Here is a 21,121-nt window from a genome sequence, read left to right as displayed (position 1 = left end):
CCAGCACCACCTCGCCGTCGCTGCGGCGCAGCACGCACAAGGCCACTGGCGCGATGCGAATCACCGCGCTGCTGAATGCCTCACTCTCCACCAGCGCTTCGATGCGATTGGCTGCCGGGATAATCAAACGCTGATCGATGGGAAATACCCGAGCCGAGCACTGCTCGTCGTGTATTTGCTCATGAAAAGCCTCAGGAGTTGGACGAGTGTCCAACTTCTGGGGCGCACTTCACAGTGCTTGGCTTTTCTGTGGGAGCAGGCAAGCCAGCACCCACATTTAGCTATGTATAGTCCCTTACTTATCTGTTCTGGCATCCATGGTCTTTTGATGCTCAGCCAGGAACGGTTGCTCCGCCGGGTCAAAGCGGTCAATCCCGGCGGTAAAACGATGCCAGTATGGATACAACGGCTGGCGACGGGTCACCGCTTCGATACGTGAAGACTGTTCTTCTGTGAGTTTCAGTTCGGTCGCCGCGAGGTTGTCGCGCAGGTGTTCTTCGGTGCGAGCGCCGACGATCAGCGAGGTAATGCCCGGGCGATCCTTGAGCCACGCCAGGCACGTGCGCGCGACCGACACGCCATGCTCATCGCCCACGGCGGCGAGAGTTTCGATGATGTCCAGCGCACGTTCCTGGTCATGCACATAGGGTTCCGGCCAGCCGCTGCCCTGGCGGGTATTGGCCGGTGGCTTGTGCCCGCGCCGGGTCGAGCCGGTCAGCAGGCCTTCGCCCATCGGGCCCCACACCAGCGTGCCGATGGACTGGTCGAGCGCCAGCGGCAGCAATTCGTACTCGGCCTCGCGGGATTCGGGCGTGTAGTAAATCTGCTGGGTGATGGGTTTGAGCATGCCGTGAAGCTCAGCCTTGCCCAGGGTTTTCATCATCTGCCAGGCGGTGAAGTTGCTGGTGCCGAAGTAGCGAATCTTGCCCGAGCCAACTAACAGCCGCAGCGCTTCGAGGGTTTCCTCGATCGGCGTCAGGCCGTCCCAGTTGTGCAATTGGTAGAGGTCGATGTGGTCGGTGCCCAGGCGCTTCAAACTGGCTTCGCAGGCGCGGATCAGGTGGTAACGCGAGGAGCCGGAGTTGTTCGGGTTGTTGTCCAAGGGGCTACGGCCCTTGGTGGCCAGCAGGATGTCGTGGCGCTTGTCGCCCAAGGCTTTTCCCACCACTTCTTCGGCCAGGCCGTGGGAGTAGAGGTCGGCGGTGTCGACCATATTTACCCCGGCGTCGAACGCGATGTCGAACATGCGCTTGGCCTGGGGCACGCCCACCGAACCGCATTTTTCGAATTCGGCGCGACCGCCGAAGGGCACGGTGCCCAGGATGATTTCGGATACCAGCAGGCCCGAATGGCCCAGTTGTCGGTAGAGCATGTCGCCTCCTGTTTTACGTTGCACGTGAAGGTGTGAACGACATGAAGGGCGATAGTTTGAATTTTTTCATGAAATCTTCGTGCACCTGCCGCACCATTGCACCAACAGGATTTAAGAGGAACACCGCGTCCATGAGCGCACTGATAGAAACCCGCGCCCTCACGCGCCGGGATGAGCGCCGCCAAGTGGCCTTGCTCCACCCCACGGATTTCACCCTGAACCGCGCCGACCGCGTGTCGATCACCGGCTCCTCCGGCTCGGGTAAAAGCGTGTTCCTGCGCGCGCTGGCGCTGCTGGATGCGCCCAGCGCCGGGCAGATTTTGTGGAATGGCCAACCAATCGCCAATGCAGAGATTCCCCACTACCGCAGCCACATCAGCTACTTGTCGCAACGCCCGGCGCTGCTTGAAGGCACGGTGGAAGACAACCTGCGTTTTCCCTTCAGCCTCAAGACCCTGCGCAAGCGCAGCTTCGATTTGCAGGCCGTCACCACGCTGTTGGAGCATGCCGGTAAAGCCCCGGACTTTCTGCAGAAAAACGCCGGTGACTTGTCGGGCGGTGAGTCCCAGGTGGTCTCGTTGATTCGCACCTTGCAACTGAACCCCGAAGTGCTGTTGCTCGATGAACCTACTGCCGCCCTCGATCCCACGTCATCGCGTGATGTGGAAGCGCTGATCGACGCCTGGTTTGCCGGCGATAACTCGCGCGCTTTCATCTGGGTGTCCCACGACCTCGACCAGGCCCAACGCATGAGCGCCATCCACCTGCACATGAGCGCGGGCGTGCTGAGTGGAGCGGCACAGCCATGAACTATCAAAACCTCACCGCGCTGGACATGGGCATCGCTGCCTCGCTGATCCTGATCAACGGCGCGCTGTCATTGCTGTTGCGCCTGGGCCTTGGTCGACAATTGCTGTGGGCGGCGGTGCGCACTGTGGTGCAACTGTTGGCCATCGGTTATCTGCTGGGCTGGGTGTTCGAGTTCGCCTACTGGTACGTGGTGCTGCCGCTGATGTGCGCAATGACCTTGATCGCCGGCCTGTCGGCGGCGGGGCGTGGGCGCAGGACCTATCGCGGGCAACGGGTCGACAGCATCCTGTCGGTGTGGGGCAGCTCGTGGCTGGTCACGGCGGTGGGTTTGTTTGCGGTGATCCGCATCCACCCGTGGTACGAGCCGCAATATGCGATTCCGATTTTGGGGATGATCCTTGGCAACACCCTGACCGGTGTGTCCTTGGGGATTGAGCGCATGACCCAGGAACTGACCTCCGGGCGAAATACCATCGAGATGATCCTGGCGCTCGGCGGTTCACGCTGGGAAGCCGCCCAGGAAGCGATTCGCCAGGCGGTGCGCGCCGGGATGATCCCCACGTTGAACCAGATGACCGTGGTCGGCATCGTCAGCCTGCCCGGCATGATGACCGGCCAGGTGCTGGCGGGGGAGAGCCCGGTGGACGCAGTGCGGTATCAGATCGTGATCATGTTTCTGATTGCCGCGTCGTCGGCGCTGGGTACGGTGGGAGCGGTGCTGCTCACGTACCGGCGGCTGTTTTCTACGAGCCACCGGTTTTTGCGCGATCGTCTCGAAGAACGCTGACAGAGCAGCCAATCGCACCAAAATCCAGCACCACTTTCATCGCCTGAGTCTTATCCGCCGCCAACTCAAACGCCTTGACCGCCTCGCCAAACGGCACGGTATGGGAGATCACCGGGCGCACATCCACGATCTGACGATTGAGCAAGTCCACCGCCTGGGCAAACTCCGAATGGAAGCGGAACGTGCCACGCATATCAATCTCGCGGCTGACCAGCAGATTCAACGGCAACGACACATCACCGCCCAAGCCCACCGTCACCAGGACGCCACGTGGGGCGATGCACTCCAGGCCGTTGCGCAGGGCCTGGGCGCTGCCGGAGACTTCGAACATCACGTCGAAGTAGCCCTTTTCGGCGCTGTAGCGCTTAAGCGCATCGGCGCCGTCGGCAAGGTTGTGAGTGCGTGTGGCGCCCATTTTTTCGGCGCAGGCGAGGGCGCTGGCGGACAGGTCCACGGCCACGATTTCACCGGCACCGGCGGCGCGCAGGCTGCCAATCAGCAGGTTGCCGATGGGGCCGCAGCCGGTCACCAACACTCGTTTGCCGAACACCGCGCCGGCACGTTGAATCGCGTGCAAGCCCACTGACAAGGGCTCGGCCAGTGCACCCTCGGCGAGGCTGACGTGGTCGGCCAGTCGATGGGCCTGATGGGTCTCGATCACCAAGCTCTGGCGAAACGCGCCCTGGATATGCGGAAAGGGCATCGCGCTGCCGTAGAAACGCATGTTCAGGCAATGATTCGGCAGGCCCTGGTGGCAATACCGGCAACCGCCGCACGGGCGTGATGGCGACACCGCAATGCGCTGGCCAGCCTTGAACAACCCGGCCTCGCTGCCCACGGCGTCGATCACCGCCGACACTTCATGGCCGAGCACCATCGGCTCGCGCAGGCGCACGGTGCCGAAACCGCCGTGCTGGTAGTAGTGCAAATCCGAACCGCAGATACCGCCACGGGCGATGCGTACGCGCAGTTGGTCGGGGGCGAGGGTTTGCGGTTCGTCCAGGGGATCGAGGCGCAGGTCTTTTGAGGCATGACAAACGATAGCGTGCATAAGGCTCTCCGGGTTACAGCGACGCGGTAATACCACCGTCGACGTACAGAATATGACCGTTGACGAAGCTGGCGGCGTCGCTGGCCAGGAAGACGGCAGCGCCGGCCAACTCGGCCACGTCGCCCCAACGGCGGCTTGGCGTGCGTTGCTCCAGCCAGTCGCTGAACGCGGGGTTGGCCACTAGGTTGGCGTTGAGTTCGGTCTTGAAATAGCCAGGGCCGATGCCGTTGATCGTTAACCCATGCGGGCCCCAATCGATGGCCATGCCCTTGGTGAGCATTTTTAACGCGCCTTTGCTCGCCGCATACGGTGCGATCCCCGAGCGGCCCAATTCACTTTGCACCGAGCAGATATTGATGATGCGCCCACGTTTGCGCGGGATCATCACCCGTGCCACGGCCTGGCCAACGAAGAATGCGCTGTCGAGGTTGGTGCTGATCAGCTCGCGCCAGTGCTGCTCGCTGTAGTCTTCCAGCGGGCCACGGCGTTGCATGCCGGCATTGTTGACGAGGATTTCCAGTGGCCCCAGGCGCGCTTCGATATCGGCCACAGCGGCCTGGGTCGCCGCGCTGTCGGTCACGTCAAACGCCTGGGTGTGCACCTCCAGGCCCTCCAACGTCAGCGTGGCCGCTGCATCGCGCAAGGTGCTGCGGTTGCGCCCGTTAAGCACCACCCGCGCACCGGCCTGCGCCAGGCCACGGGCAATCGCCAGGCCGATACCGGCGCTGGAACCGGTGACCAGCGCGAGCCGGCCATCGAGGCGGAAAGTGTCTAAAACGCTGTGCATGAGGCGTCTCTCCTGGCGTGCTTAGTGTTATAAGCAAAACCGCTTTAGGGTTGCTTGGATGGGCTTCACTTCACTCCAGCGAGGGCTGCAGGTCCAATGTTCATTTATGATTGAGTGATCAAATTCTGTGATAACCAGGAAGGCTTTATGGAGCTAAAGCACTTGCGCGCCTTTGTGGTGCTCGCCCAGGAGCTGCATTTCGGCCGCGCGGCGGTGCAGCTGTCGATCGTGCAACCGGCGCTGAGCATGCAGATCAAGTTGCTGGAAAGTGGCCTGGGTGTGCGCCTGCTGGATCGCAATCGCCACTCGGTGACGCTGACTGAAGCGGGGCGCGCGTTCCTGCCTGAAGCCCAGGCCACGTTGCACCAGGCTGCGCGGGCGGCGGATGCGGCGCGGGCGTCCAGCCGTGGCGAAATCGGCCGGGTGCGCCTGGGGTTTGTGTCTTCGGTGCTGCCGCAGCTGTTGCCGGCGTTGATCCGCGCGGTGCATCAGCGCTACCCGCGTATCGAGCTGGAACTCAAGGACATGCCCGGCCCCGATCAAGCCGCGGCCTTGAAAAACGGCCAGCTGGATTTCGGCCTGATGCGCCTGCCCGCCGCGCACCCCGCCGCGCACCCTGGCGTGCAGACCCGCGCCGTATTGCACGAAAGCTTTTGCGTGGCCTTGCCCATCGATCATCCCTTGGCGGCCCAGGAAACACTCCAGCCCACGGATTTGCTCAACGTGCCGGTGTACATCCTCGCGCGGCGTTACGCGCCGGGGTTTTACGACGAGTTTATCCACGCGTTGGGCATCACCCTGGACATCGCCTCGGAACTGAGCGAGTTCACCACCATGCTTGCGCTGGTCTCGGCAGGGCTGGGCGTTGGAGTGTTGCCGCAGCAAGCGGCGCGGGCATTGCCGGCCAATTGTGTGTCGCGGCACTTGGAACTGGGGGCGTATCAGGCCAGCACCGGGCTGGCCTGGACTGAGTTGGACAGCGCAGTGAAAACCACGTTGTTTAATCTGATCGTGGAATTATTTGGCGAATGATTGTTTCACCCGGTGAAATACTGGATTGTAAATCCTGGTGATTCCATCGATCAGGGCGGCGGTAGACTATGCCAGGCCTCGATCCCCCACCTTTGGAGCCTTTCATGTCTCAGCCTGCGATCAAACTCTATGGTTTCCCGCTGTCCGGCCACTCTCATCGGGTTGAGCTGATGCTGTCGTTGTTGGGCTTGCCCAAGGAATTTATCTTGGTGGACCTCAAGCAAGGCGCCCAGAAATCCCAGGATTTTATCGCCAGCCTCAACAGCTTTGGCCAGGTGCCCGTGATTGACGACAACGGCACCGTATTGGCCGATTCCAATGCGATCCTAGTCTACCTGGCGAACACCTATGGCAACGGCCAGTGGCTGCCGACCGATCCTGTCGGCCAAGCATGCGTGCAGCGCTGGCTGTCGGCCGCTGCCGGGCAACTTCACGCTGGGCCGGCTGCGGCGCGACTGGCCGTGGTGTTTGGCGCCGATGTTGATACCGTCACCGCGATCAACCACTCTCACGCCCTGTTGAAGTTGGTGGAGCAGCAACTGAGCCAAAGCCGCTTCCTGGCCAGCGAACACCCGAGCATTGCCGATATCGCCTTTTACACCTACGTGGCCCACGCGCCGGAAGGCAATGTGTCACTGGCCGACTACCCTCAAGTGCGCGCCTGGCTTACCAGCATTGAAGCATTGCCGGGCTTCGTGGGCATGCCGCGCACGGCCGTTGGCCTGCAAGCACAGTAATGTGAATACCCTGTAGCTATTAGAGTGAACGCCGATGGACCGATTTCATGAAATGCAGGTGTTTCTCGCGGTGGCCGAGGAGGAGGGCTTCGCCGCTGCTGCGCGCCGCCTGAACACTTCGCCGCCGAGCGTGACCCGGGCCATCGCCGCCATGGAACAACGCATCGGCACTCAACTGCTGGCACGCACCACCCGCAGCTTGCACTTGACCGAGGCCGGTCAGCGTTACCTGGAAGATTGTCGGCGTATCCTCGCCGAATTGGATGAAGCTGAAGAAGCCGCGGCAGGCAGTTATTCCATCCCCTGTGGGCACTTGACGGTGACCGCGCCGGTGCTGTTCGGCGAGCTGTATGTGGCGCCAGTGCTGGGCGATTACCTGGACCGCTTTCCCCTGGTGAATATCAACGCCTTGCTGGTCGACCGCGTGATCAACATGACCGATGAAGGCGTCGACGTGGCCGTGCGTATCGGCCATTTGCAGGAACCGGGGCAGCAGGCGATCAAGATCGGCGAAGTGCGCCGAGTGGTGTGCGCCGCGCCCGGTTATCTCGACCAGCACGGGCGCCCGTCGCGGCCTGAGCAGCTGCGTGAAGCGAAGGTCGTCACCCCGTCCTCCAGCCAGTTGGTGAGTGAATGGCGGTTTGTCGACGGCGGCCAGCCGCTGACGGTGCCCATCGAACCGCGTTTGGTAGTCACGGCGAACAATGCCGCGATTAACGTGGCGCGGCTGGGTTGGGGCGTGACGCGGGTGCTGTCCTACCAGGTCGCGGCTTCGGTGGCGGCAGGGGAGCTGGAGATCGTGCTGGAGGATTTTGAACCGGCGCCGCTACCGATCCAGGTGGTGTTCCTCAAGAGCGGCCGCGTACCGGCCAAGGTCCACACCTTTGTCGACTTCCTCACCCATCGCCTCGGGCAGGACGCGGCCCTGAACCCGGCGATGAAGCAGCGCGCTATGGACGCACATGCAGCTGTTTGCGGCGCTTGCCGGGCAACCCAGCCTGGCTTCGGCGGCGCGTTATGCGCAGGTCTCTGGCCCGACTTTGGCCCGCGCGATTGCCCGCCTGGAAGCACGCCTGCACGTGCCTTTGCTGCTGCGTACGACGCAGGGTGTGAGCCTGACCGAGGCGGGCAACGCCTACATGACCGACTGTGTGCGCCTACTGGCCGCCGTGGACGCCGCCGAGGCCTCGGCCAAGGGCTTGCACGTGCGGCCCCAGGGCAATCTGCAGGTATTTTTGCCGGTGCTGTTCAGCCGCTACGTGATGGCGCCGGTGTTGGCGGCTTACATGGACCGTTACCCTGACGTGCGTCTCGTCGCCCGCTATCACGACTATTACCCCAACCTGCACGAAGAGGGGCTGGACGTGGCGGTACTGGTGGGCGAACTGCCCAGTTCGTCGCTGATCGCCCGGTCGGTGGGGCAGGTGCGGCCTATCCTTTGCGCCAGCCCCGGCTACCTCGCCACTCATGGTGAGCCGATGCACCCCGATGACCTCAAGCGTCACCACCTGATCGCCAACGCCGATCGGGTGCACTGGGACTTTCAAGGTTATTCACTCAAGACCCGCGCGCGCCTGAGTTGCGCCACGGTGCAAGGCACGATCAATGCGGCCGTGCACGGTGCAGGGTTGATTCGCTGCCTGAGCTACCCGGTTCACGAACATCGGGTGAGCGGCCAATTGCGCCGCGTGTTGCCAGCCTTTGAAGGGCCGCCGTTGCCGGTGCACGTGGTCTACCGCGAGGGCCGCAATGCGCCGATGCGCGTGCGCAGTTTTGTCGACCACTGCGTGGCGGCGCTGCGTGAACATCCGGCATTTCAGTTGGCGTAATAGTGGATTGCCTGGCGTGGGTATTCTCTCGATGGGCGGCTGAGCTTAGCCTGGGCCCATCCACTATGAGGTGATCGCCATGAACCTGATCGAACAATCCCCCTGGCATGCCGGCGAACGGCAGATGCAGGAAAGTGCCGGCGTTGCCGAGCGCATGGCAGTGGTTGGGCCCAAGGTGATCCGTGATCATTTGCCGGAACAGCATCGGGATTTTTATCCGTTGCTGCCTTATCTGGTGCTCGGTGCGGTGGATGCACAGGGCATCCCGTGGGCGACACTGCTGGAAGGCGCGCCGGGGTTTGCCCATTCACCGGATCCGCAGACGTTACAGGTCGACAGCATGCCGTCCAAGGGTGACCCGGCGCTGCCTGCAATACTCCGTGGCGGGTCTGTGGGCCTGCTGGGCATCGACCTCAACACCCGGCGCCGCAACCGCATGAATGGCCGCATCGGCCGCCTCGATCACGAGGGTTTCTCGGTCGACGTGGTGCACACGTTCGGCAACTGCCCCAAGTACATCCAACTGCGCCCGGTCGATGCGATTGCGCGTAAACCCGGCACCCTGGCCGAGCGTTCCAACAGTCTGGATGATACGGCACAGGCCATGATCCGAAACGCCGACACCTTCTTCGTCGCAAGCTTCGTTGACGTGCAAGGCCAACGTTCGGTAGACGTCTCCCATCGCGGCGGCAATACCGGTTTTGTGCGCGTCGACGGCAACGTGCTGACCATCCCTGACTTCGCCGGCAACCTGTTCTTCAATACCTTGGGCAACCTGTCGGCGAACCCGGTGGCGGGGTTGTTGTTTATCGATTTCGAGTCGGGCGACGTGCTGCAGATTGCCGGGCGCACCTCACTGATCCTCAGCGGCCCCGAAGTGGCGGCGTTTGAGGGCGCGCAGCGGTTGTGGACGGTGACCGTTGAACATATGGTGCGCCGCACGGCGGCATTGGCGTTGAGGTGGCAGTTTGCAGGGTTTTCGCCCCATAGCTTGGCGATGGGGAATTAATGCCAGGCCAGCGAACACGCTCGATCTAGTGTCTCATCCACCCCTGTCTGCGCGCGCCGATCAGTGCTTGTCAGCGGCAAAGTCGAAGACCAGTACGCCCTGTTGGCCTTCGGCAAGCAGTGGGCCGACAAACGTTTTGAATTCGGCATGGTGAGCGAACCGTCGGGCCTGGTATCGCCGAGCAAACCGCCACCGCGTTAGACAATATCGAAAAGGTGCTGGCCGAGGTCGGCGGCGATCTGGCCCATGTGATCATGCTGCGGCTGTACATCGCCGAGCCTGCGCGTGATCAGCAGGAGCCGATCGCGCAAGCCCTTCGCCAGCGTTTCCCGCATAACCCGCCGCCGTCTTCATGGATCATCGTCAGCGGGTTGTCGTTGCCGCAGTGGTTGATCGAGATTGAAGCGGAGGCGGTGATTGCGCATTAATCACCTCAGCGCCGTGACAGCACCGACGCATCCCCCCATGCGCCACCCAACGCCGTATACAGGTTCACCTCCGCCACCAACTAAAAGAATTCCGCCTCGCTGACAATTCGGTTGACCAGGCGGCCCACGCCTTCGACTTCCACCACCACTTCGTCACCCGGCACCACATCGGCCAGGCCTTCGGGCGTGCCGGTGGCGATCATGTCGCCGGGTTGCAGGGTCATGAAGCTGGGCACATCCGCCACATCGACGATCCACGGGCCGACCGGGGTGGTGGCGTCGCGGTTTTTAACGCGCAGGTTGGGGCGGTAGTAGTTTTCCAGGTAGTCGCGGATCGCGTAGTCGTTGCACACCGTGTAACCGGCCAGGTAATCCAGGGCGTATGGATCATCGTCAGCGGGTTGTCGTTGCCGCAGTGGTTGATCGAGATTGAAGCGGAGGCGGTGATTGCGCATTAATCACCTCAGCGCCGTGACAGCACCGACGCATCCCCCCATGCGCCACCCAACGCCGTATACAGGTTCACCTCCGCCACCAACTGCGCCAGCCGGTCCACAATCAGCGCCTGTTGTGAACTGAACAACGAACGCTGTGCATCGAGAAACGTCAGGTTGCTGTCCACGCCGCTGCGGTAGCGGTGTTGGGCCAGGTCGTAATAAGCCTGGTTGGCGGCGACGAAATCGCGTTGCGCCTCCAACTGGTCGTTGAAGGTTTGGCGGGCAGCGAGGCCGTCGGCGACTTCCTGAAACGCTGTCTGGATCGACTTTTCGTACTGCGCCACGCTGATGTCTTTTTGCAGTTTCGCGTAATCGAGGCTGGCGCGCAGGCTGCCGGCGTTGAAGATCGGCAGGTTGATCTGCGGCTGGAAGGTCCAGGTGCCCGAACCACCCTTGAACAGCCCCGACAGCTCCTTGCTCGCGCTGCCGGCATTGGCGGTGAGGGTGACCGAAGGAAAGAACGCCGCGCGGGCCGCACCGATATTCGCGTTGGCCGCCTGCAGTTGATATTCGGCCTGGAGGATATCCGGGCGCCGTTGCAGCAGGTCTGAGGGCAAACCGGCTGGCACGCGCGCCACCCAGTCAGCGGCGAGTGGCCGCGATGGCAGGTTTTCATCCACCGGGCCGCCCACCAGCAGGGCGAGGTTGTTGAGGTCTTGGGCGACTTGGCGTTCGTATCGGGCCACGCTGGCGCGGGTGCTTTCCACGGCCGTGCGCGCTTGCACCACGTCCAGCGCTGAAGCCTTGCCCGCGTTTTTGCTGCGGCTGGTGAGTTGCCAGCTGTGGTCGTTGGCTACCAGCGTCTGCTGGGCCAGGGCCAGCAGTTCCTGGTCGGCGCGCCAGGTCAGGTAGGCATTCGCCACATTGGCCACCAGGCTCAGTTGCGTGCTGCGCCGTGCTTCTTCGGTGCCAAAATACGTGAGCATCGCCTGTTCGCTGAGGCTGCGCACACGGCCGAACAGGTCCAGTTCATACGCGCTGAGCCCCAGGGTGGCGGAATAGTTGGAAGTGATCGCGGACTTGCCCGTGCCAGTCACGCCCCCCGGCAACTTCTGGCGTTTGCCGGCACCGCTGGCCGACACGGCCGGAAACAGGTCTGCACGTTGGATCCGGTACTGCGCCTGGAAGGCCTGCACATTCAGCGCCGCGACACGCAGGTCGCGGTTGTTGACCAGTGCCGCGCCAATCAGCTGTTGCAAGGCCGTGTCGTGGAACAGCTGTTGCCAGTCCGGTGTAACCGCCACGGCACCGGCCTGCGCCAGGCTGTAGACCCCGCCTTGGGGGTACTGCACAGGCACCGGCGCCGCCGGCCGTTGGTACTCGGGGATCAACGAACAGCCGCCGAGCATCCAGGCCATGCTTACGCTGGTGAGCATCCATTTATTCATCAGGCGCCAACCATCCATTTGGCCAAACCATGCCGGCCACTCACGCCCAACTTGGCAGCAGCGCGCTTGAGGTAGGTTTCGATCGAGCTGTTTTTCACGCTGAGTTTTTCCGCCATTTGCGGCACGGTGCCGCCGGTCAACAGGCCCAGGCACACCTCCTGCTCGCGCGCCGACAGGGTGATATCGCTGAGGGACAAACGCTTGTAGAACTCGCGCTGCAACTGCGATTGCTCAAGTGGGTTGTGGGCCGGCTCAATCTCGTTGTGCGACGCCTGGCGCAGGATCTGCGCATGCCGCTCCATCAGCGGCAGCAGGGTGTCTGACAGGCATTTGAGAAACGACAACTCGGCCAGGGAAAACCCCTGCTGGGTCGGCAGGCGATAGAACGAAATCACACAGCGGCGATTGCCCTGGCGCGAAACCAGGTTGCACTGGTGCGAACTGCCACGCGGGTGTTCGCTGTTGGTCTTGGCCTTCAACTGGATCAACAGCGGGTCCTGCATGCGCAGCATTTGCCGCAGCAGTGGGTGGTCCCTCAGCGGGTGTACAGCCTGCGGCGCAGACACATCCTTTTTCAGCCCGGCACTGCCTAGCAGCTTGATCTCGCGCACGCTGTCGCGCAGTTCATCCAGGGTCCATTCACTGAGGTCAACCAGATGAATGGGCACCCACTTGTCCACCAAATGCAGCATGTTGGCAGCGAAGTCTTCGTGGCCGCTGTTTGAAATCAACTCTCCCATTTCGGCATAAAAATGCGGGCTGTGGGTGTCGCCAATACTACGGGTCAGACTCATAGCCATCTCATCCTTGATGTCGAAAACCGTCAACGGGCACCCTGGGTCCGCGTCGGGTCGCTCCGTACTGCTTGAACGTTACTCGGCGTTCGAGATTTTATTTAGCCATAGGGATTTGTCCTACGTATGTAGCGGAAACGAGGGACACAAGTTGACATAAAAACCACGTCATTAATTCGACGTTTCTGACGGGGTATTCCGCCTACGAAAAGCGCAGTGGATTTTTTATAGTGAATTAACTAGTTGATTAATAATGAGAAAATAATTTAATGGCAATCGTTCGGCGAGCTGGACATCGGCCAGATATAGCCAATCTCCTACAGCCCTTTAATCGTTTCAGCAATGAACCTTCAGCCAAGCCCATTTCCATCCGTTTGGATGTCCGGGTTTCGGGTGACAGACAGCCCCCGACCCCCATGCTCAAATCCGGCACATTCGTCGTAATGGGCCACCCTGCGCGGCCAGTGCCTGACACCCATGAGAAGGATCTTATGCAGCATTCCGCAAGCTTGCCGGCCAGCTTCCCCCTCACCGCCGCCCAACAGGACATCTGGCTCGACCAGATGCGTGTGGGCGACTCGCCGCTGTACAACATTGGTGGTTATTTGGATATTGCCGGTGCCATAGCACCGGACTTGATCCAACGCGCCGTCGAATTGCTGGTGGCCAAGCACGACGCGTTGCGTACCCAGCTGCACACCGACGCCCACGGCTTGCCCCGGCAAACCTTCGCCCCGGCGTTGGCGGTAGAGGTGACGCAGCACGACTTCTCCACCCGGCCCGACCCGCAGGCGGCAGCCCAGGCATGGATACAGGTGCAAATGGCCCGGCCCTATGCCATGGCCGGCGAGCCGCTGTTTGATTGTTTCCTGTTCAAGCTCGACGAAGACCACTACCGCCTCGGCATCCAGGCCCATCACCTGATTCTCGACGGCTGGGGCTTTGGCCAAATGGTGCAATCCCTGGCGCGCCTCTACACCGACCTGCAACACGGTCGGCAACCGGAGCCGCAGGCGCCGTCCTATATCGACTTTATCGACTCCGACCAGCACTACCTCCAATCCGCCCGTTACGCCCGCGACCGCGCCTATTGGCTGGACAAATACCAGCAACTGCCCGAGCCGTTATTGACGCCCCGGCACACCGCCCAAGCGCCGAGCAACACCTTCGTAGAAGCGTTCCCGGTGGCGCTGCTCAACCGCATGGAGCAAGTGGCCAACCGTTACCAAGCCTCGGCGTTTCATGTGTTGCTGGCGGCGATGTACGTGTATTTCACCCGCACCAGCCAGCGTGATGAGTGGGTGGTGGGGCTGCCGATTCTTAACCGCTCCAACGCGCGGTTTCGCGCCACTGTGGGCTTGTTCACCCAGGTCAGTGCGGTGCGTTTTCAATTCAGCGAACAGCTGTCGTTCAGCGCATTGGTGCGCGGCGTGCGCGACCAGCTCAAACAGGATTTGCGCCATCAGCGTTTTCCTTTAAGCGAGATGAACCGGGAGCTGGGCCTGCGCCGCAGCGGGCGCGGCCAGTTGTTCGATCTGTCGGTGTCCTTCGAGCAGGACGACCACGACCTGCGTTACGGCCAGGTGCAGGCCCGGGCGATCAAGGTGTCCAACCACCATGAACCGCTGCCGATTGCTATCCACCTGCGCAGCAACCGTTACCAAGCCACCGCGTGCCTGCACTGCGTGTACAACGAGGCGTACTTCAAGCACGACGAAGTGCAGGCGTTGGCGCAGCGCTTTAGCTGGCTGCTGGAGCAAGGGCTGGAAAATACTGCGTTGACAGTCGCTGAGTTTTGCCTGGTGACGCCGGCCGAACAGGCGCAGTTGCAGCAGTGGAACGCCACCGCGCAGCCCAACGCTGCGACGCAAACCCTGCACGGGCGGATCGAAGCCCAGGCCACGCGTACACCGGATGCCGTAGCGGCGGTGTTTCAGGGCCGGCAACTGACCTACACCCAACTCGACCAACAAGCCAACGCCTTGGCCCAGCAACTGCTGGAGCACGGCGTACAGCCGGATGACCGCGTGGCGATTGTGGCCCGGCGCGGGCTGGACACTTTGGTCGGGCTGTTGGCGATCCTCAAGTCCGGCGCCTGCTATGTGCCGGTGGACCCGGCCCATCCCGCCGAGCGCCTGAACTATTTGCTGCACGACAGCGCCCCCGTGGCGGTGCTGACCCAGCAGGATTTACTGCATCGCCTGCCTGCCTTGGATGTTCCGGTGCTCCGCCTGGGCGGCCCGGCCGTGTACCTCGCCAACAGCCCGCGCGTCGCGGTCACGCCGTCCAACCTTGCCTATGTGATCTTCACCTCCGGCTCCACCGGGCTGCCCAAGGGCGTGATGGTCGAGCACCACAGCGTGTTGAACCTGGTGGACTGGCACTGCCAGGCGTTCAACCTGCACGCGGGCAGCCACACCGCCAGCCTGGCCGGGTTTGGTTTTGATGCGATGGCCTGGGAAGTCTGGCCGGCGTTGTGTGTAGGCGCGACGCTGCACTTGCCGCCGGCACAGGATGACGCGCTGGACCTTGATGCACTGCTGAGCTGGTGGCGCGCGCAGCCGTTGGAGGTGTGCTTCCTGCCGACACCGGTGGCCGAGTACGCGTTCAGCCAGCGCCTGGATCACCCGACCCTGCGCACCTTGCTGATCGGCGGCGACCGCCTGCGCGCCTTTCCTCGGGCGCAGACCTTCGAGGTGATCAACAACTACGGCCCCACCGAAGCCACGGTGGTCGCCACTTCCGGGCGTGTCGAGGCGGGCCGGCCGCTGCATATCGGCGCGCCTGTGGCCAATGCCAAGGTCTACTTGCTGGATGAGCACCAACGGCCGGTGCCCATCGGCGTGGCGGGGGAGTTGTACGTCGGTGGCAAGGGTGTGGCGCGAGGTTACCTGAATCGGCCTGAACTGAGTGCCGAGCGTTTCCTTGAAGATCCCTTTAATGATGGCCGCATGTACCGCACCGGCGATCTGGCGCGGTGGCTGCCGGACGGCAACCTTGACTACTTGGGGCGCAATGACGACCAAGTGAAAATCCGTGGCGTGCGGATCGAGTTGGGCGAAATCGAAGCCGCGTTGGCCACCCATCCGGCGCTCAAGGAAGCCGTGGTGCAGTGTCGCGAAGGGCAATTGCTGGCCTGGTTTATCGAGCAGCACAGCGTTGATATCGAAGCGCTGCGCGCTCATCTGCAAGCCTCGTTGCCGGACTACATGCTGCCCGTTGCCTATGTGAGGCTGGACGTGTTGCCCCTCACCGCCAACGGCAAACTCGACCGCAAGGCTTTGCCTGCACCCACGCAAGCCGCGTTCGTCACGCGCCTGTTTGAAGCACCGCACGAGGGCGCGGAAACCACCCTGGCGCAGATCTGGACCGAGCTGCTGCAGGTTCAGCAGGTGGGGCGCCACGACCATTTCTTCGAACTGGGCGGGCACTCGCTGCTGGCCGTGCAACTGGTGCAGCGCATGCGTGATGCCGGGTTGCGCGCCGACGTGCCGGTATTGTTCGGCCAGCCGACCCTCGCGGCGCTGGCAGCAGCCAGTGTCGGCCGCGAAGAGCAGGTGCCAGCCAATCGAATTCCGCTGGGTTGCACTCACATCACGGCAGATAAGCTCGCGCTGGCCGAGCTGGATCAGGCCAGCCTTGATCGCATCGTCGCCGGCATTCCAGGAGGGGCCGCCAATGTGCAGGAGATCTACCCGCTGGCGCCGTTGCAGGAAGGCTTGCTGTATCACCACCTCACCGACGAACGCGATCCGTACCAGCAACACGCGATGTTCAGCTTTGCCAGCCGCGAGCAGTTGGATGCGTTTGCCCAAGCCTTGCAACAGGTGATCAACCGTCACGACATCCTGCGCACCAGCCTGGTGTGGGATGCCCTTGAGCAGCCGATGCAAGTGGTATGGCGCGAAGCGCAGTTGCGGGTTGAACCACTGCGCACACAGCCTGCACCGCTGGATTTGCGCCAGGCGCCCTTGATGGCCCTGGACTACGCCGAAGAGCCGCAGAACCAGCGCTGGATTGCTAAATTACGCTTTCATCACCTGGTCAACGACGCCACCTCGACCACCGTGCTGGTGGATGAAATTCGCGCCCACCTGCTCGACCAGCAGGCGCAACTGCCGGCGCCGGTGCCGTATCGCAATGTGGTCGCGCACGCTCGTTCATCCGCGCGTCAGGCTGCGCACGAGGCATTCTTCCGCGAGCGCCTGGCCGATATTGACGAGCCGACTCTGGCGTTCGGCTTGCAGGACCGCCAGGTGGATCGGGCTGAAATTGAAGCGTTCGAACAGCCGCTCAGCGAGTCCCTCAACCAACGCTTGCGGGCGCAGGCGCGAGCCTTGGGTGTGAGTGCGGCCAGCCTGTTTCACCTGGCCTGGGCGCACGTGCTCAGCCGCGTCGCGGGCCGCGATGACGTGGTGTTCGGCACCGTACTGCTGGGTCGTTTGCAGGCGGGCGAGGGCGCCGACCGCGCGTTGGGCATGTTCATCAACACCTTGCCGTTGCGCGTGCGCCTGGCCGGGCAAACCGTGCTCGATGCACTCCACGACACCCACGTGCAGCTCAGCGCCTTGCTCGCCCATGAACAGGCCTCGCTCGCGTTGGCTCAGCGTTGCAGCAGCGCGTCGCCGCTGTTCAACAGCCTGCTCAACTACCGCCACACCTCTGCCGACACAGACTTGAACCTGGTGCCGGGCATTGCCTTGCTCAGCAGCGAAGACATCCTCAGTTACCCGCTGATGCTCACCGTTGACGACATTGCCAGCGGCTTTCGCCTCAAGGCCAAGGCGCCGCGCAAGGTCGGCGCAGAGCGCCTGCTGGGCTACCTCGACACGGCCTTGCACGGCCTGGCGCATGCACTTGAACGCGCACCCAGCACGCCATTGCGCGCCGTGCAGGTGCTGCCTGCCAGCGAACTGCACAGGCTATTGGTGGACTTCAACGCCACCGACACTGACTATCCCGAGACCCTCACGCTACCGGCGTTGTTCGAAGCCCGCGCGCGGCACATCCCGCATGCCATCGCGGTGCAGGCTGGCGAGCAACAACTGACTTACCGCGAGCTGAACGAACGCGCGAATCAGCTCGCCTTCCACCTGCGTGAGCGCGGGGTGCAGCCGGATTCGCGGGTGGCGCTGTGCGTCGAGCGCGGGTTGGATCTGGTCGTCGGTTTGCTGGGGATTCTCAAGGCGGGCGGCGCCTATGTGCCGCTCGACCCAGGCTACCCACGCGAGCGCCTGGCCTACATGCTCAACGACAGCCAACCGGTGGCGCTGCTGGTGCACGCCGCCACCCGCGAGCTGCCAGGCGAGGTGTTTATCCCGGTGATCGATTTTGACCACAACGGCTGGAGCCAGGCGCCCATCGGTAATCCTTCGGTGCCCGGCTTGACCGTCGCCAACCTGGCCTACGTGATGTACACCTCGGGCTCCACCGGCACGCCAAAAGGCGTGATGATCGAACACCGCGGCCTGGGCAACCTGATGCGCTGGGGCTCCCAGCTGTGCCCAAATGCCGAAGGCGGCGCCTTGTTGCAGCGTGCGCCGTTCAGCTTCGACGGCTCGGTGTGGGAACTGTTCTGGCCGCTCGCCAACGGTATGCGCCTGGTGCTTGCACGGCCCGATGGGCATCGTGAACCGGCTTACCTGGCGCAGGTGATTCGCGAGCAGCAGGTCACGGTAATCAAGTTCGTGCCGGCGATGTTGCAGCAGTTCCTCGAGCTGGAAGAGTCGGCCTTGTGCACCAGCCTCACTGACGTGCTGTGCGGCGGCGGCGAACTGACCCAAGCCCTGGCCCGTGGCGTGCAGGCGCGCTTGCCCAAGGTGCGTTTGCACAACGTCTATGGCCCTACCGAAGCCACGGTGGACAGCAGCGCCTGGACCTTGGAACCCGGCGAGCCTGTGCCTGCCCTGCAACTGCCGATTGGCCGGGCGATTAACAACACGCGTCTGTATGTGTTGGACGACCACGACGCGCCAGTGCCGATGGGCGTCAGCGGCCAATTGCACATCGGCGGCGTTGGCGTGGCCCGGGGTTATTTGGGCTTGGAGCAGATGACCGCCGAGCGCTTTATCGACAGCCCGTTTGTGGCCGGTGACCGGCTGTACCGCACCGGCGACTTGGTGCGTTACCTGCCGGACGGCAACCTGGAGTTCTTGGGGCGCAATGACTTCCAGGTCAAGCTGCGCGGCGTGCGGCTGGAGCTGGGTGAAATCGAGTCACGCCTGGCGGCGCACCCGGCATTGCGTGAAGTGGCGGTGCTGATTCGTGATGAGCGTTTGGTGGCGTACTTCACCCTGCGTGGGCAAGCGCCGGGCCTGGATGCCTTGCGCGCCTATGTGCTGGAGCAATTGCCGGAATATATGGTGCCGGCGGCCTTTGTGCAGCTTGATGTGTTGCCGCTCAACCCGGCGGGCAAACTCGATCGTAAGGCACTGCCCGAACCTGGGTTGGATGCAGTGGTCAGCCGGGCTTATGAAGCGCCCGTGGGCGAATTGGAAACCTTGATGTCAGGCATTTGGGCGGATGTGTTGAAGTTGGAGCGGGTAGGGCGGCATGACCACTTCTTCGAGCTGGGTGGGCATTCCTTGCTGGCGGTGAATCTGGTGGCGCGGATGCGTAAGGCTGGGTTGGAAGTGGATGCGCGGACTTTGTTCAGCCAGCCGACACTGGCGCAGCTCGCGGCTTGCACTGCGACACAGGTGCAACAGGTGGAAGTGCCTCAAACCGCCATCCCTCAACTCAACCGACGCCGCCGAATTTGAGTACTGGGCATGGCCAATGTGGGAGCTGGCTTGCGTGCGATGCAGGCACCTCGGTGTATCAGTGACACACCGTTGATGCCATCGCAGGCAAGCCAGCTCCCACATTTTTTTACAGTGTTTAGGTAGCAGCTCACCACAATTTCTGACACTGCCAGCTGCCGCGTGCAGAAATTCGGCGGTGCGTGCGTAGTGGGCGTCGTGTTCGCGAAGGTCGCCCTGGGCGCGTACGGCCACCCACTGAGGCTGGAAAAACCGCAGGCGGTGCTGGCGGCGTTCCACACACTGATGAATGCCCGCGGCCTCTGATGGGGCCTGTCAGCGTGGCACAGGAATGAATGCCACGCTGCCGCCTGAACGTTTCTGAAACAGCCGCTCGCCATTGTCCGGCTGCGTGGTAATCACCTTGTGATCCGCGCCCAGGTAGGCCAACGGCGTCGGGTCGTCCTTGGAGTACTGCGCGACGATGATGGTGTGCTGCGGGTCAAACCCCTGGCCGCTGGTTTTTACCAGCCAGGCCATGAGTGCGGCGCTGTCGCCCTGGCGCGGGAAGTCTTGGTTCTCGCTCACGTAATAGAACGGTTTGCCGCCATTTTGCAGGTACATCGGCAACTTGTTATCGACCTCCACCAGCACCATCTGCCATTGATTCCACGGCGCGCTTTTCACCGCCTCGGCTTGCACATCCTCGGCAAAGCGGGTTACGCCGCCATTGCCGGTGGTCCAGGGGTAGAGCACGCCCAGCACCAACAGCAACAACCCGGCGGTGATGCCAAAACCCTTTTGCCAGCGCGGCCAACTGGCCGGTTTTTTCTGCAGGCGTTCACTCAGCCACCAGGCGCCCAACAATTGGGAAAACGGTACCAGCGGCAGCACGTAGTAACTGCGGCGGCTGCCGCTGGCGGTAAAGAACACAAACAGCAGGCCCAGGCCCCATACCAGCCAGCGCACGTTGGGTGGCGTTTGGCGCCAGTGACGCAGCGCCAGCCACACGCCGAGCAGCCAGCACGGCGCCCAGGGCAGGGTGTAGGCGGGCAGATAGATCAGGTAGGTGTAGATCGGCCCCATATGGTCGAACGGGTCGAAAAAACGCACCACGTTTTCCTTGAACACCAGGTCAAGGCCGCTCTCGCCGTAGGTCGGCGCCCCATACACATGCGACAGCACGAAGGGAATCGCATAGAACGCCGCGGCAATCAGCATCGCCAGCAGCAGGCGCAGGTTGAGGTGGCGTTTGTAGCGGTGTTCGCTGAGCAGGTGCGGCAACAGCACCAGGCCCGGCAGCACAAAGCCGATCAAGCCTTTGAACAGTGACGTCGCCGCCAGCAGCAGAAAAAACACTGTGTAGCGCCCCAGCCGGGTGTCATCCGGCCCGCGCCAATACCACCACACCGACGCCAGCACGCCACACACAGTCAGTACATCGGCGGTGGCGACCCGCGCCCAGAACAGAAAGTAGAAGGTGGTGGCCAGCATCCAGCCGGCGATCAGCCCGGTGCCTTTACGAAACAGGCGTTCGCCGATCAGGTACACCAGCCAGACGCTCAACCACGCCGCGATCACCGACGACAGGCGCAGCGACCACGGGCCAAGCCCGCCCATCAGGTTGGCAGAGGCGGTGATCAGCCAGTAGGACGGCAGCGGCTTGTCGTAGTACGGCGCGCCTTTGAGATAAGGGTCGAAGTAGTCGCCACTCTGCAACATCTGCAATGCGATGTTGGCCCACCGAGTTTCCGGCCCCCACAGGTCGCGACTGCCCAGCCCCAGCAGCAGAAGCAGCGCCGAGGCGCCCAGCAGCAGCACCAGGGCGCCGCGTTCGGTTTTCCAGAAACTCATGGGCTT

The 21,121-nt window shown here is 62.7% G+C and carries 14 protein-coding genes and 3 pseudogenes; 10 read left to right on the top strand and 7 right to left on the bottom strand.

Annotated elements, in window-relative coordinates; all coding sequences use genetic code 11:
* Positions 1-295: 295 nt before the first annotated feature.
* Complete coding sequence (locus GJU48_RS15210) at positions 296-1,372, bottom strand: aldo/keto reductase (RefSeq protein ID WP_094951523.1); 1,077 nt, start codon at positions 1,370-1,372, stop codon at positions 296-298.
* A 131-nt stretch (positions 1,373-1,503) separates the two neighbouring features.
* Here GJU48_RS15210 and GJU48_RS15205 point away from each other — a divergent pair, with 131 nt between their 5' ends.
* Complete coding sequence (locus tag GJU48_RS15205; protein WP_094951524.1) at positions 1,504-2,181, top strand: ABC transporter ATP-binding protein; 678 nt, start codon at positions 1,504-1,506, stop codon at positions 2,179-2,181.
* Complete coding sequence (locus GJU48_RS15200) at positions 2,178-2,969, top strand: ABC transporter permease (RefSeq protein WP_094951525.1); 792 nt, start codon at positions 2,178-2,180, stop codon at positions 2,967-2,969. The genes GJU48_RS15205 and GJU48_RS15200 overlap by 4 nt, the downstream gene beginning before the upstream one ends.
* On the opposite strand, the gene GJU48_RS15195 is transcribed toward GJU48_RS15200, so the two are convergent.
* Together GJU48_RS15195 and GJU48_RS15190 are read right to left on the bottom strand one after the other, a co-directional pair.
* A complete protein-coding gene (locus tag GJU48_RS15195) occupies positions 2,926-4,020 on the bottom strand; it encodes an L-idonate 5-dehydrogenase (protein ID WP_155296032.1) in 1,095 nt (364 codons plus the stop codon). The two genes, GJU48_RS15200 and GJU48_RS15195, sit on opposite strands and share 44 nt — an antisense overlap.
* Positions 4,021-4,033: 13 nt before the next feature.
* The gene (locus GJU48_RS15190; protein ID WP_094951527.1) at positions 4,034-4,807 is read right to left on the bottom strand and encodes a glucose 1-dehydrogenase; all 774 of its coding nucleotides are present in this window, start codon (positions 4,805-4,807) and stop codon (positions 4,034-4,036) included.
* Positions 4,808-4,954: 147 nt separating this feature from the next.
* Between GJU48_RS15190 and GJU48_RS15185 the strand changes: the two genes are divergently transcribed.
* The 7 genes and pseudogenes from GJU48_RS15185 to GJU48_RS15155 form a co-directional block, all read left to right on the top strand.
* Positions 4,955-5,839 carry a LysR family transcriptional regulator gene (locus GJU48_RS15185; RefSeq protein WP_094951528.1) on the top strand — a complete coding sequence of 295 codons (885 nt, stop codon included), beginning with the start codon at positions 4,955-4,957 and terminating at the stop codon, positions 5,837-5,839.
* A 104-nt stretch (positions 5,840-5,943) separates the two neighbouring features.
* Positions 5,944-6,576: a glutathione S-transferase family protein gene (locus tag GJU48_RS15180; protein ID WP_094951529.1), complete on the top strand. Its 633-nt coding sequence runs from the start codon at positions 5,944-5,946 to the stop codon at positions 6,574-6,576.
* Between the two features lie 34 nt (positions 6,577-6,610).
* Positions 6,611-7,528 (top strand): annotated as a pseudogene (locus GJU48_RS15175) (LysR family transcriptional regulator); the annotation flags it as partial.
* A gap of 10 nt (positions 7,529-7,538) precedes the next feature.
* Positions 7,539-8,405 (top strand): LysR family transcriptional regulator, encoded by an 867-nt coding sequence (locus GJU48_RS15170; RefSeq protein WP_155296031.1) that lies wholly within the window; start codon positions 7,539-7,541, stop codon positions 8,403-8,405.
* A gap of 79 nt (positions 8,406-8,484) precedes the next feature.
* On the top strand, positions 8,485-9,414 hold the full coding sequence (locus tag GJU48_RS15165) for a pyridoxamine 5'-phosphate oxidase family protein (RefSeq protein WP_094951532.1): 930 nt from the start codon (positions 8,485-8,487) through the stop codon (positions 9,412-9,414).
* Positions 9,415-9,477: 63 nt separating this feature from the next.
* Positions 9,478-9,615 carry a hypothetical protein gene (locus GJU48_RS15160; RefSeq protein ID WP_155296030.1) on the top strand — a complete coding sequence of 46 codons (138 nt, stop codon included), beginning with the start codon at positions 9,478-9,480 and terminating at the stop codon, positions 9,613-9,615.
* Positions 9,567-9,842, top strand: a pseudogene (locus GJU48_RS15155) (Rid family hydrolase); the annotation flags it as partial. The gene GJU48_RS15160 and the pseudogene GJU48_RS15155, both read left to right, overlap by 49 nt.
* Positions 9,843-9,922: 80 nt before the next feature.
* Here GJU48_RS15155 and GJU48_RS15150 read toward each other — a convergent pair.
* The 3 genes and pseudogenes from GJU48_RS15150 to GJU48_RS15140 all read right to left on the bottom strand — a co-directional run.
* Positions 9,923-10,222: pseudogene (locus GJU48_RS15150) on the bottom strand (fumarylacetoacetate hydrolase family protein); the annotation flags it as partial.
* Positions 10,223-10,305: 83 nt separating this feature from the next.
* Positions 10,306-11,727 carry an efflux transporter outer membrane subunit gene (locus tag GJU48_RS15145; RefSeq protein ID WP_094951552.1) on the bottom strand — a complete coding sequence of 474 codons (1,422 nt, stop codon included), beginning with the start codon at positions 11,725-11,727 and terminating at the stop codon, positions 10,306-10,308.
* The gene (locus GJU48_RS15140; RefSeq protein WP_094951535.1) at positions 11,727-12,521 is read right to left on the bottom strand and encodes a helix-turn-helix transcriptional regulator; all 795 of its coding nucleotides are present in this window, start codon (positions 12,519-12,521) and stop codon (positions 11,727-11,729) included. Before GJU48_RS15140 ends, GJU48_RS15145 begins: the two co-directional genes overlap by 1 nt.
* 491 nt (positions 12,522-13,012) lie before the next feature.
* On the opposite strand from GJU48_RS15140, the gene GJU48_RS15135 reads away from it, so the two are divergent.
* The gene (locus GJU48_RS15135) at positions 13,013-19,282 is read left to right on the top strand and encodes a non-ribosomal peptide synthetase (RefSeq protein ID WP_094951536.1); all 6,270 of its coding nucleotides are present in this window, start codon (positions 13,013-13,015) and stop codon (positions 19,280-19,282) included.
* 315 nt (positions 19,283-19,597) lie between these two features.
* Here the strand turns inward: GJU48_RS15135 and GJU48_RS15130 are convergent, their stop codons facing one another.
* Positions 19,598-21,115: an ArnT family glycosyltransferase gene (locus tag GJU48_RS15130; RefSeq protein ID WP_094951538.1), complete on the bottom strand. Its 1,518-nt coding sequence runs from the start codon at positions 21,113-21,115 to the stop codon at positions 19,598-19,600.
* Positions 21,116-21,121 lie beyond the last annotated feature (6 nt).

The organism is Pseudomonas sp. IB20 (genome assembly GCF_009707325.1).
Lineage (GTDB): Bacteria > Pseudomonadota > Gammaproteobacteria > Pseudomonadales > Pseudomonadaceae > Aquipseudomonas.
This window is presented reverse-complemented; position numbering and strand designations above follow the sequence as displayed.